The 13516-nt window shown below is 42.6% G+C and carries 10 protein-coding genes; 5 read left to right on the top strand and 5 right to left on the bottom strand.

Features of this window, described 5'->3' with window-relative positions; translation table 11 throughout:
• Positions 1-104 precede the first annotated feature (104 nt).
• From LDO37_RS04660 to zipA, 3 genes are all read right to left on the bottom strand, one after another.
• The gene (locus tag LDO37_RS04660; protein WP_126608817.1) at positions 105-1142 is read right to left on the bottom strand and encodes a porin; all 1038 of its coding nucleotides are present in this window, start codon (positions 1140-1142) and stop codon (positions 105-107) included.
• Between the two features lie 801 nt (positions 1143-1943).
• Positions 1944-3959, bottom strand: coding sequence for an NAD-dependent DNA ligase LigA (ligA, locus tag LDO37_RS04655; RefSeq protein ID WP_126607842.1), 2016 nt, complete (start codon positions 3957-3959; stop codon positions 1944-1946).
• 83 nt (positions 3960-4042) lie between these two features.
• A complete protein-coding gene (gene zipA, locus LDO37_RS04650; RefSeq protein ID WP_224055337.1) occupies positions 4043-4954 on the bottom strand; it encodes a cell division protein ZipA in 912 nt (303 codons plus the stop codon).
• Positions 4955-5301: 347 nt separating this feature from the next.
• Between zipA and cysZ the strand changes: the two genes are divergently transcribed.
• From cysZ to crr, 5 genes are all read left to right on the top strand, one after another.
• Positions 5302-6045: a sulfate transporter CysZ gene (cysZ, locus tag LDO37_RS04645; protein ID WP_126607844.1), complete on the top strand. Its 744-nt coding sequence runs from the start codon at positions 5302-5304 to the stop codon at positions 6043-6045.
• Positions 6046-6261: 216 nt separating this feature from the next.
• Positions 6262-7230, top strand: a complete 969-nt coding sequence (cysK, locus tag LDO37_RS04640) for a cysteine synthase A (protein ID WP_126607845.1) — start codon at positions 6262-6264, stop codon at positions 7228-7230.
• Between the two features lie 303 nt (positions 7231-7533).
• Complete coding sequence (locus LDO37_RS04635; protein ID WP_101113636.1) at positions 7534-7791, top strand: HPr family phosphocarrier protein; 258 nt, start codon at positions 7534-7536, stop codon at positions 7789-7791.
• 139 nt (positions 7792-7930) lie between these two features.
• Positions 7931-9658 (top strand): phosphoenolpyruvate-protein phosphotransferase PtsI, encoded by a 1728-nt coding sequence (ptsI, locus tag LDO37_RS04630; protein WP_126607846.1) that lies wholly within the window; start codon positions 7931-7933, stop codon positions 9656-9658.
• Positions 9659-9698: 40 nt separating this feature from the next.
• Complete coding sequence (gene crr / locus LDO37_RS04625; RefSeq protein ID WP_101113477.1) at positions 9699-10208, top strand: PTS glucose transporter subunit IIA; 510 nt, start codon at positions 9699-9701, stop codon at positions 10206-10208.
• 547 nt (positions 10209-10755) lie between these two features.
• Here the strand turns inward: crr and LDO37_RS04620 are convergent.
• A complete protein-coding gene (locus tag LDO37_RS04620; protein WP_126607847.1) occupies positions 10756-11901 on the bottom strand; it encodes a flagellin in 1146 nt (381 codons plus the stop codon).
• Between the two features lie 416 nt (positions 11902-12317).
• Positions 12318-13511: a flagellar hook-associated protein FlgL gene (gene flgL, locus LDO37_RS04615; protein ID WP_104399154.1), complete on the bottom strand. Its 1194-nt coding sequence runs from the start codon at positions 13509-13511 to the stop codon at positions 12318-12320.
• Positions 13512-13516 lie beyond the last annotated feature (5 nt).

Genomic DNA, 13516 nt, shown 5'->3' with positions numbered 1-13516 from the left:
GTCTGCTTTTCAGCTTTCACCTAAAACTATCTCTAGTTTATTTGGCAAAAAAGCCGACGTGTCTAGCACGTCGGCAAATTTGAAAAAGGCAGTGTAACTGGGTCTTAGAAGTAGTATTCCATACCAAGACGCCAGCCTAGATCGCTATCGCTGTCGCTACCAACTTTATCAGTGTGGTGAACTAGACGAGCGTAAACAACTGCATTTGAATCAATGCTGTACATCGCTTGACCAGTGATAGTTTGGTCTTTGTCTTTGATTGTGTCACCGTCAGTTTTCGCGTCCGTAGAAGCTGCAAAGTTCAGGTTAAATGTCCAGTGCTCTACACCAGTGTAGTAAGCACCAAATTTGTACGCACTTTGTGTGCCTTTATCGAAACCAGCTGCGCCAGTTTTGCCACCTTCAGGTTTAATTTCGCCTGTTAGGTAAGCAGCGTGAACACCGAAGCCTTCTAGGTCAACGTTCAAACCCGCAATCATTGCATTTGCATCACCACGGTTACCCGCTTTATCAACTTTCTCACGATCAGTGTTGTTTTCGTAAGCTAGCTTCGCTGTGAATACGCCAGTTTTGAACTGACCGCTTGCAGAATATACGTTTGAACCAGCAACATCTTCGTCACCACGACCAGCACCAATAGCGAAGCTGAAGCCGCCTAGGTTTGCTGAATCGTAACGAACCATGTTTGATTGACGATCGTAGTTAGTGTTACCAGTGTTACCTACGTTGAAACCGCCACCAGAACTTTGACCTGTGTAGCCATCAACTACTTCAAATAGTGGCGTTAGTACACGACCGAAACGAACTTTACCAGAATCGCCGAAATCAAAGCCACCAAACGTGTCACGCACACCTAGACCGCTGTCAGAACCGTCATCACCTACGTTACCACCTTCAAGTTGCCAGATGATAGTTGGACCACGTTCCCAATCTGCAGAACCACGAACACCGATACGTGATTCGTTGTCCATAACGATTGGCTTGTCTTTACCTTCTGTAGTTTCAGCATTTTGAGCTACAGAGATAGCGATTTGACCGTATAGGTCAACTGTTTCTGTTGCTGGTTTAGCAAATGCAGAGCCAGAAACCGCGATAGTAGCTACTGCTGCACCTAGAAGAGTGCGTTTGAAGATCTTTTCCATGGAAAACTCCTAAAATGGATATAGCTGTTTTTGTCCGCTTAACACCTCAATTTGGCCGCTAAGGTGAAAGCATCTTTCCTATTTGCGTGATAATCAAAATCTATTGAATTCACACTTTCTTTTCCTGCATACACAGTGTGTATCCATAGGAAGCAAGACTAACTTCGTGGAGGAAAACATCAACGAGAACTTATTTTTTATCTAAAAAAATATGAAGGAGAGCAAACTTTTCTCAACTTAATGATATGAATCACAGTTATTAATTTTGAGCTTAGAATTAAAGAGGTGGTTGTTATATTTCAATAGGTTAGAATAGAATGAATTTCAATAAAGTTGAAGTGACTCGAAAATGAGTAATATCAATAGCTGCTAAAGAATAAAATCAGAGAATGATCACGGACAATTGATATCTTTATTCACAATGAGAATTAATAGTAAAGTAATGTATATAAATGGCTCACCAAATATTTCTCAGATGGTTATCTTATTTCTCATACTTATTTTGATAGACAAATATTTTTAGAATTAGTTGCATAATTTTTTGAATTATTTTTACTGCCCTTTAAAATTCTCAAAAAAGCTAATTCTTACAAAAATGTATCCATATAACGTTAACCATATGATTCCTAATCATTACTCATAAAATGGTACAAACAGAGAAATGAGGGCGAATGCCAAAGCCTTACCGACCCTTTCACGCTAATCTAAATACAGTAACGTTACCACTGCGAGAAGTTTTTGAAACAAAAATAAAGGCGAGCCCATTAGCTCGCCTTATTCTAAGATTGAACCCTTTTTAGGCTACAAACCAAGTAACTTTGCAAGGCTTTCCTCATCTTGGATTTCAATGCTCAGCTCTTGCGCTTTGGCCAATTTAGAGCCCGCTGCTTCACCCGCAAATAGGATATCTGTCTTTTTAGAAACACTCCCAGTCACCTTTGCACCTAACGCCTGAAGTGCAGCTTTTGCGTCATTACGGTTCAATCGCGAGAAACTACCAGTAATAACCACTGTTTTCCCTTCAAGCACCTGAGGTTGGTTACTCGATTGGTCGGTCACATCGTTCCAATGAACACCGTGTTCCCGTAATTTCGCAATAACATCTAAGTTCGTTGCCGACGCAAAGAAATGTTTTAGGTGAGTAGCAACGATTTCACCTACATCATTGACTTCGATGAGCTGTTCTTTTGATGCTGCTTGAATAGCTTCTAGAGTTTTGAAGTGACTCGCTAGGTTGGCTGCCGTCGCCTCGCCAACTTCACGAATCCCTAGCGAATATAAAAACCTAGGAAGTGTCGTTTCTTTCGATTTATTCAAAGCATCAATTACGTTTTGCGCTGATTTGGGTCCCATTCTGTCTAGAACAGTAATAACACCTGCAGTCAGTTTAAAAAGGTCAGCGGGTGTTTCGACCATTTCTCGATCAACGAGTTGCTCGATAACTTTCACGCCTAAACCGTCGACATCCAGTGCTTTGCGCGAAACAAAATGCTTTAGTGCTTCTTTCCTTTGCGCCTGACAAATCAATCCTCCCGTACAACGAGTAACGGCTTCTCCTTCAAGACGCTCAACTTCGGAAGAACACACAGGACACGCTGTTGGATAGATAATTTCAGAAGCATCATCTGGGCGGCGATCCATCACTACGCCTGTGACTTGAGGGATGACATCCCCAGCACGTCGAATAATGACACTATCTCCAACTTTAACGCCTAAACGCGCAATTTCATCTGCGTTATGTAATGTCGCATTGCTGACCGTTACACCACCCACAAACACTGGTTCTAGCTTAGCAACAGGGGTAATAGCCCCAGTCCGCCCAACCTGGAATTCGACATCATTCAATACCGTGATTTCTTCCTGTGCTGGAAACTTGTAGGCGATCGCCCATCTCGGTGCTCTGGCAACAAAACCCAATTCCTCTTGAATGGCAATATCATCGATTTTGATAACAACACCGTCTATCTCATAAGGGAGATCGTCTCGTATCGTTTGAATATTTCGGTAGAAATCGAAAACATTCTCTAAACCTTCAACTTTTTGGGTTTCAGGGCACATGGGTAAGCCCCAAGATTTTAGTTGTAGAAAGCGCTCGTAGTGACTTTCAGAAAGGGTGCCTCCTTCAACAACGCCCACACTGTATGCGTAAAAGCTAAGTGGACGAGTAGCCGTAATTTTAGAGTCAAGTTGACGTAGACTACCTGCGGCTGCATTACGCGGGTTTACAAAGGGTTTCTGACCTTTTTTGATTGCCTGCTCGTTCATTTTGTCGAAACCCGCTTTAGGCATAAACACCTCACCACGAACCTCAATGCGTGTTGGCCAATCATCGCCTTGAAGCACGAGGGGGATTGAATTAATAGTACGGACATTCTCTGTGATGTTTTCGCCCGTCGCACCATCGCCACGAGTAGCGGCCTGAACAAGCAAACCATTTTCATACAATAGACTAACGGCTAAACCGTCTAGCTTGGGTTCACAACTGAATGTGGAAAAATCAGAACCAACCGCTCTCTCTTTCGCTCGGCGGTAGAACCCTTGTAATTCAGCATCGTCAAACGCATTATCAAGAGAAAGCATTGGGATTTCATGAGCGACTGAGGTAAAGCTATCTAATGCGGCTCCACCCACTCGCTGACTTGGGGAATCAACCGTCACCCACTCAGGGTGCTCACCCTCAATCTCCTGCAGTTGTCGCATCAACCGATCATATTCAGCATCAGGCACTTCTGGGTTGTCTTCCACATAATATTTTACTGCATAGTGGTTAAGGGTTTGCTTCAATTCGGAGTAAAGCTGCTCAGTCTTCTTAGTCATAACTTGCTCTGTCTTGCTCAGTAAAAAGGGCTCTATATGAGCCCTGATTGTTTTATTCTATCTTGTATTCGTGAATTACAATACTAACTGTCGTAAAAATCACGGACCTGCTTGCGATAAGCATCCAACCTATCAGGTGTCATTAAATTGCGCTGATCGTCTAGGACATTCCCACCCAAGTCATCTGCAATTTGCTGAGCCGTTTTCAACATCAATTTAAAATTTTGATCTGCTTCACCAAAACATGGCAGGGTCATAAAGAAGGAGATACCTTTTGTCTCAAACGTTTCTGGATCGTCATGCGCCAGAGTACCAGGTTGCATCATATTCGCGACACTAAACAAAACTTTCCCTGTTCCAGACATATCCGCATGACGATGGAAGATATCCATTTCTCCATACAGCAAACCGTTTTGCTTCATACTTTCAAACAGGCTGGTCCCAACAAATGGCGTATCGCCAGCGCAGTGAACGTTCAAAACCAGCACTTCCATTTCTTTCTCTGGCTCTAGTTCTTCGTTGACTTGCTCTTGGGCTTTAACTTCGGATTCCGCAACTTGGACAACTTCTTCTTTCTGAGCATTAGCCTCAACGCTTTCTCTGGTTTCTGCAGCCGTTACTTCAGAAGGTTCTAACGGTTCTTCCACGTCAGTTTTTGCTGCAGTTTCGTTGTCATCGATGGATGAAAAAGACGGTAAGGGTTCATCACTGTCGACAAGTGGGTCAAAAGATGGTGTGTCTTTTTCAGCATTGTCACTGTTAAATTCGGGCTCTTTACGTGGTTTGCGAATAATCTCAAAATCATCTTCTGGAGCAAACGCACGAGTCGCGGCATAATCAGGCTCTTCTTCTTGCTCTGTATTTCCGAGCTTACGATGAGGCTTATTACCAAACTTGGCTTTACCTTCTTTTTTACTTGTCCATAAACCGTGGAATAGCAAAGCGGCAATGGCAAGTAAGCCTACGATGATAAGTACTAGTCGCAATTCCTGCATTTTTCACTCTCTGTTCTCTGCATCGCTGAACAAGTGTTCAAGCTGCAGCTTATTTATCATTTATGTGTGTTACTTTACCAAAAGTCTCTGAGAAATTTGAATAAATATGTTTAGACGCTAATGAGCATCGCGTGACCTTCTGCACGCTTTTATTCTATTTTGCTGTAAATCTAAGACATGAATAAAATTCAGCTTCTATTCATATAACGTATTTTATACCAAGTTACATCAAACGTTCGAGTCAGACTTACAATCTATCCTTGTACAAAACCTTTCAAGCTAACTCCTTGAGGTTACTTGGGTATACGTTAGAATCGCTGATAGAGCAATCTAGGAAGATTAAATTTATGACAACAAACAATCGAAGTGGCATCGGATACTTTTTTCATGGGTTTGAACTCGCATTCCAACCCGGTATCAGACGTTTTGTGATTTTGCCCCTTCTCGTAAATATTCTATTAATTGGTGGAGCCATCTATTTATTGTTTTCAAATCTAAATCAATGGATTGATGCTTGGCTTGGGTATCTGCCAGACATGCTTTCGTGGCTTTCTTATCTACTGTGGCCTTTGTTAGCACTCGCAATATTGGCCACATTTACCTATTTGTTTAGCACCATTGCAAATTTTGTTGCTGCCCCGTTTAACGGACTACTCGCAGAACAGCTTGAAGCAAAGCTAACGGGAAAGAAACTTAGCGACCAATCGATACTTTCTCTACTCAAAGACGTTCCGCGTATTCTGGGTCGTGAATGGCGAAAGCTGATGTACTACCTGCCGAAAGCGCTGGGGCTTTTCATTTTACTGCTTATCCCAGCGTTAGGTCAGACCATAGGGCCAATACTTTGGTTCCTATTTTCTGCTTGGATGATGGCAATACAATATTGTGATTACCCTTTCGATAACCACAAAGTCTCGTTTCAGGACATGAGAAACGATTTGAAACAAAATCAATCCGCATCCTATGGCTTCGGGTTTATGGTGACGCTGTTTACTATGGTTCCCATTCTCAATCTGTTTGTGATGCCAGTAGCAGTTTGTGGTGCTACTGCAATGTGGGTGGATAAATACCGTCTACAGTATGTGAGATAACGATTTCTGCAAATATTAAGGCTGACACTCGTCAGCCTTTTTGTTACTTGACTTGACCATTTCCACAGTCAAAGAAATGGACCATTGCTTATCGTGTACACCCTATAAGTTATAACCATTTATTCTTTTTCGGTTGATTATTAGCACTTTATGCTTAATCACTATAAACACAGAGTGCATCGTGCACCCTACCCCGTGTAATGAAGGAACATCAACATGAGTAAAATCTACGAAGACAATTCACAAGCTATTGGTAACACTCCACTTGTTCGCCTTAACCGCGTAAGTAAAGGTAACGTTCTAGCAAAAATTGAAGCACGCAACCCAAGCTTTAGTGTTAAATGTCGTATTGGCGCAAACATGATCTGGGAAGCTGAAAAAGCTGGTACTTTAAAAGCTGGTGTTGAACTTGTAGAGCCTACAAGTGGTAATACAGGTGTTGCTCTTGCATTCGTAGCGGCAGCTCGTGGCTACAAACTGACTCTTACTATGCCTGAGTCGATGAGCCTTGAGCGTCGTAAGCTGCTTAAAGCTTTGGGTGCAAACCTTGAACTAACTGAAGCAGCAAAAGGCATGAAAGGCGCCATTGCTAAAGCTGAAGAAATTGTTGCTAGCAACCCTGAAAAATACCTACTTCTTCAACAGTTCAATAACCCTGCTAACCCAGCGATCCATGAAAAAACAACGGGTCCAGAGATTTGGGAAGCGACTGACGGCGAGATCGACGTATTCGTATCTGGTGTAGGTACAGGTGGTACGCTAACAGGTACTAGCCGCTTCATTAAAGGTGAAAAAGGCAAAGCCATTACTACAGTTGCAGTTGAGCCTGCAGAATCTCCAGTTATCGCACAGGCACTTGCTGGTGAAGAAATTCAACCTGCTCCTCACAAAATTCAAGGTATCGGTGCAGGATTCATCCCTGGAAACTTAGATCTAGAATTAATTGACCGTGTAGAGTCTGTTACTTCAGAAGAAGCTATTGAGATGGCTCGTCGCCTAATGGAAGAGGAAGGTATCCTAGCTGGTATTTCTTCTGGTGCGGCCGTTGTTGCTGCAAACCGTGTTGCAGAACTTCCTGAATTTGCAGGAAAAACTATCGTAACTGTTCTTCCAAGTTCTGGTGAGCGTTACCTCAGCACAGCACTATTTGCAGGTCTATTCACCGAGAAAGAAAACCAGCAATAAACACGTAATAAAACTGTGTTGAAATCAATTTTTAGTCTAAAAAAGCCCCGGTAAGGGGCTTTTTTGTTGATCCCTGCCTCACCTTTGGTAATATCACCTCAGTTTTATTTTTCGCTTCAAAATAAAAGAAGCGCACTAACTAAAGAATCACTCAATTTTGCTGTATCATATGAATACAAGCAAAACGAGTTGAAAACACTGATATCGGTTTTGCGGTTTCATATCCTCTGGACTAGCACTGGTTATGAAAACTCAACACGCTGCCGACACAGACACAAAAATAAATCAATTGGGGTATATCACATGTATCAGAAGCAAGTAGAAATCACTGCAGAAAACGGTCTTCACACTCGTCCAGCGGCTCAGTTCGTTAAAGAAGCGAAAGGCTTTGATGCTGACATCACTGTTACTTCTAACGGTAAAAGTGCAAGTGCGAAGAGCTTGTTCAAATTGCAAACTCTAGGTTTGGTGAAAGGTACTGTTGTTACTATCTCTGCTGAAGGCCCACAAGCTCAAAACGCAGTAGACCACCTAGTTGCTCTTATGGACCAACTTCACTAATTAGAAAGATCTTATTAAAGCCATTTTGTTAACACAAAATGGCTTTATTTGAATATGAAGTCTTTTTACGCTACAACTACTCGTTAGCATTTTAGTCAAACATTTTCCCGTTTATTGTTGACCAACTTAAGGTAAGGCTATGATTTCAGGCATCCTGGCATCTCCTGGTATTGCTTTTGGCAAAGCACTGCTTCTTCAAGAAGATGAAATTGTCCTAAACACAAACACCATCACCGACGATCAAGTAGAAGCAGAAGTACAACGCTTTTACGACGCTCGTAACAAATCTTCCCACCAACTTGAAATTATCAAGCAGAAAGCACTTGAAACATTCGGTGAAGAGAAAGAAGCGATCTTCGAAGGTCACATCATGCTTCTTGAAGATGAAGAGCTAGAAGAAGAAATTTTAGCATTGATCAAAAACGATAAGCTTTCAGCAGACAACGCAATCTACTCTGTGATTGAAGAGCAAGCCACTGCCCTTGAATCACTGGATGATGAATACCTAAAAGAACGTGCGACGGACATCCGTGATATTGGTTCGCGTTTTGTTAAAAATGCACTTGGTATTAACATCGTTTCTCTAAGTGATATCGATGAAGAAGTAATTCTTGTCGCATACGACCTAACGCCATCTGAGACAGCGCAAATCAACCTAGATTACGTTCTTGGTTTCGCTTGTGACATTGGTGGTCGTACATCACACACATCTATTATGGCTCGTTCTCTTGAGCTACCAGCGATTGTTGGTACGAACGACATCACTAAGCAAGTTAAAAACGGTGATATGCTGATTCTGGATGCGATGAACAACAAAGTTATCGTAAATCCTACAGACGCTGAAATGTCTGAAGCACAATCAATCCGTGATGCATTCCTAGCGGAAAAAGAAGAGCTTGCAAAACTTAAAGACCTGCCAGCAACAACTTTAGACGGACACAACGTCGAAGTTTGCGGCAACATAGGTACAGTAAAAGACTGTGACGGCATCAACCGCAACGGCGGTGAAGGTGTTGGTCTGTACCGCACAGAATTCCTATTTATGGATCGTGATGCACTTCCAACAGAAGAAGAGCAGTACCAAGCTTACAAAGACGTCGCGGAAGCGATGCATGGTGAATCCGTAATCATCCGTACAATGGATATCGGTGGCGATAAAGATCTGCCATACATGGATCTACCAAAAGAAATGAACCCGTTCCTAGGTTGGCGTGCAGTGCGTATCAGCTTGGACCGCCGTGAAATCCTACGTGACCAACTACGTGGTATTCTACGTGCTTCTGCTCACGGTAAGCTGCGCATCATGTTCCCAATGATCATTTCTGTTGAAGAAATTCGCGAACTTAAAGCGGCAATCGAAGAATACAAAGTGGAGCTGCGCTCTGAAGGTCTAGCGTTCGACGAAAACATCGAAATCGGTGTTATGGTTGAAACACCAGCAGCAGCGGCAATTGCTCACCACTTAGCGAAAGAAGTATCATTCTTTAGTATTGGTACTAACGACTTAACTCAGTATACTCTAGCAGTAGACCGTGGTAATGAGTTAATCTCTCACCTATACAACCCGCTATCACCTGCTGTACTAACAGTAATCAAGCAAGTGATTGACGCTTCTCATGCAGAAGGTAAGTGGACAGGTATGTGTGGTGAGCTTGCTGGTGACGAGCGCGCGACGCTTCTTCTTCTGGGCATGGGTCTAGATGAATTCAGCATGAGCGGTATCTCTATTCCAAAAGTGAAGAAAGTGATTCGTAACGCTAACTTCGAAGAGGTTAAAGCTATGGCAGAAGAAGCTCTTCAAATGCCAACAGCTGCAGAGATTGAAGCACACGTAGAAAAATTTATCGCAGAAAAAACAAACTGCTAATATAATTCAACAGAATAAAATTAACGTTTAGGAGCATGACATGGGTCTGTTTGACAAACTGAAGAAGCTGGTTTCTGACGACAGTGCTGACGCTGGTGCAATTGAAATCATCGCACCTCTATCTGGCGAAATCGTAAACATCGAAGACGTGCCAGACGTAGTATTCGCTGAAAAAATCGTTGGTGACGGTATCGCGATCAAACCATCTGGCGACAAGATGGTTGCTCCAGTAAACGGTACTATCGGTAAAATCTTTGAAACTAACCACGCTTTCTCTATCGAGTCTGACGACGGCGTTGAGCTGTTTGTACACTTCGGTATTGATACTGTTGAACTAAAAGGTGAAGGCTTCACTCGCATCGCTGAAGAAGGTCAAACAGTGAAAGCTGGTGATACTGTCATCGAATTCGATCTAGCACTTCTAGAAGAGAAAGCGAAATCAACTCTAACGCCTGTTGTTATTTCTAACATGGACGAAATCAAAGAGTTGAACAAACTTTCTGGCGCGGTATCTGTTGGCGAAACCACAGTACTTCGTGTAACTAAGTAATCTTCTTAGTTGTACCATCGCTTTAAAAACGCTGCCTTCGGGTAGCGTTTTTTGTTTTCACGTTAGTACAATAGTTTTACTGTTGTGTACTTCTAACATTACAATCGTCTGAATTCGGCTTGGTCGTCATCAATCCTAATGGCTACCCATATCAAATCATTAACCCTCTCAAATTAGTCTCGATTGAGGAATCAATAGGTTAGTAATGCTATAGGATCATCTAATCTATGCTCAAATTAGGGTCTTTACTTCAGAAAGTCATTTGTATGCGTAGGGCTAATGGGGATAAAAACTGAAGAGGTAGTTTTCTTTAGGCAAGAAAAAAGCCCCTTTTCCTTTGAGAGAACCGGGGCTGTTACTAGTCAGAGTCATGCGGAGATCAGAGAAATGAAACATATCCCTAACTAGCCAGGTGCATCCAATACAAGTTAATAAACATTCCGCAGGTGAGAGATGAGAGAGCGTCCTGTTTTTTGTACCTTCCGCGCTTGCTAACTTAGCTTCGCCATTCGCCAGTCCACGTCTGTCCAGGCGATGACGTGCATTACTATTGAAGTAATTGCATTGCTGAGTTTGGCAACTGTTTTGCTTGAGCAAGAATGGAAGTACCTGCCTGTTGCAAAATCTGTGATTTCGTAAGTTCTGTGGTTTCTTTCGCCCAGTCTGTATCTTTGATACGGCTGTTGGAAGCATCCACATTCTCACGTACGTTCGCTAAGTTATTGATACTGTGACTGAGTCGGTTTTGTTTTGCACCTAAATCAGCACGTTGGCTATCAATATATTTGAGTGCAGCATCCACTACGCTAATTGCGTTTTGAGAGCCCGCTACCGTTCTAAGATCTAAATCTTGAACCGTAGTTTGTAAGCCAGGCCCACCTGTCAGTCCAACTTCGCCAGCTAACGCACCGGAGATGGTCAAGTCACCTTCTAAGTGTGGTTCAGCGACAAATACCTGCATTTGACCGTTTTCACTGACCGAGGCATTAATCATGTCCGACTGACCGTTAATGTATGTCGCCAGTTCTTCGATATCATCACCAGCATTCGCTGATATCTCGATAACTTGTGGTTCACCCGCCTTTGTTGTGAACTCAAACTTGATATCTAGTTTGTCCGCTGGAACTCCCCAATCTGTGCCTTTAGCACTTTCTGGTGGTGCAACAAAGGTGCTGCCGCCCATTCGTGTATCATCAGCCCGAATACTGGTCAGTGCCATGATCATAGCTTCACCAGAGTTAGCACCAATCTGGAATGCAGCATCACCAAATGAGCCATTAAGTAGTCGGCGTCCACCAAATGATGTGGTTTCAGCAATACGGTTGAGTTCGTCTTGCAGCGCAACCGCCTCTTCATTGATAGCTCTACGGTCTGCATCGGAGTTCGAACCATTGGCAGACTGAATTGCTAGGTCTCGCATACGTTGCAGAACATTGGTTGATTCGTTCATCGCACCTTCTGCGGTTTGGGCAATTGAGATACCATCGTTGGCGTTTCTCATTGCTACATCTAGACCACGAGACTGTGCTGTCAATCGGTTGGAGATTTGCAAGCCAGCTGCATCATCTTTTGCACTATTGATTTTGTGCCCTGACGATAGACGCTCCATCGATGTGTTAAGGTCGTTGGTCGACTTATTTAGGTAACGTTGTGCCGTCATTGCGGAAACGTTAGTGCTCACTGTTACAGCCATAGTTTGCTCTCCTGTTGAGTTCGCTTTCTCTGCGAACCGGTCAGTTAATACTTTTTTGGATAAGCACTGACCGAAAGTTACTTTTAGAAGTCCAACTTATTAACGGTGAACTTCTAACTGCACCTAAGTTGTTTCGTTACAATAATACATTCAACTTGTGTGCCAACTTTTCAACAACCTTACCATCAATGTGAATTAAATTTTATTTTCCCTATTTTTTAATGTGTTAGGTTAAAATTAAATTCACTCTCTTTCTTTTCATCTTAAAAATCATTCGATCAACACTGAAGTAGCGAATCCCTTTACGACTGTTTACCGCACCAAATGGCTTTAGCGGCAATCTTTTACCTTTTCCTCTAAGGGGCAAACTGGGCACTTAAGGCAGAGCTCATAAGGCATAAGTTTGCGAACAGAGTTTAAATGTAATTAAACAGGGTCAAGTCTTTCACTTTACCGAAAGCTTGTTGGGATGCTTTTAGTGCTAATGAATTTTCGTTGAACTCGATTACCGCCTGAGCATAATCAAGATCTTCAAAATTGCTTTTAGACTTCGCCATAGAAAGCTTGAAGTCATCATGCTGTTGTTCCTGAATGTCCAATGTATTTAAGCGCGAGCCCAAATCGGTACGAACCGTATTGATGTGAACAAAGGCCTTATGGAACTCTTCCGTTACTTGGTGAAGTTCTGCCGTACCGTTTGAATCTGCAACCGAACGTTGAGAATATTCTTGTGCTTTTTGAAAAGTCTCAAAAATGCTGAATGTTTTCTTAGGCTCGAAAGCAATACTGTCTCCAGGGGTAATTCGACCTTTGAATCGAATTTGCAAATCTTCATGCTGGATACCCACTTTATGATCGTAGGTATCCGACTTAACAACAGACCCATCTTTTTCTAATTGATAACCAAAACTCCCATCTCCCATATCAACAAAAGTAATGTTGTAATTGGAAGTGTCAGAGGCGTCATAATTCGTTGCACTTTCGACAAGCAATTCAGACGCGACCTGAAGGTTATACTGTGGATCGTAGTCGCCTATAGGGTTATCAATTTCCATGAAGACTTTGTTGCCCGGATCGCTTACCGAAATTTCGAGACCATTCGCGATTTTCATATTACGGTGATAGGTATCTCCAACATAAGAGACATCGCCACTGTGATCTTTAAAAAACGGTTGGTTTTTCGGTTTGGTCCCAGCAAATATGTAGTTACCTGATTCGTCTTGTGTATTAACAAGATTGAGCATATTTAGCGCCATTTCTTCCAGTTCACGTGCTTTCGCTGCGCGATCTTCAGGAGAAAGAGCACCATTAATCATTTCCATCACCGAACGTTTAGCATCATCAGCATGTTGCTCGGCATTGGCAATGATCACCTCTTGGTGTTCAAGACGGTTACGAATCAGCACAATAGAATCCATGTACTGACGCAATTCTTCTGTCTGCTGGGTTATACCTTGTACATAGTGCGCAGCTAATGGATTATCTGCAGCGTTCAGCAATTTTTTACCCGACGCCAATTGGGCGTGGTTGTTGTGAACTTTCAGCTCTTGACGCTGAAGGTCATTCTGCACTGTTTGATAGTTGTGGAAACTGGCTATTCTATTAATCATCTAGC

Origin of the sequence: Vibrio penaeicida (genome assembly GCF_019977755.1) — a bacterium.
GTDB lineage: Bacteria > Pseudomonadota > Gammaproteobacteria > Enterobacterales > Vibrionaceae > Vibrio > Vibrio penaeicida.
Note: the sequence above shows the minus strand (reverse complement) of the source record. Positions and strands in the feature narration are given on the sequence as shown.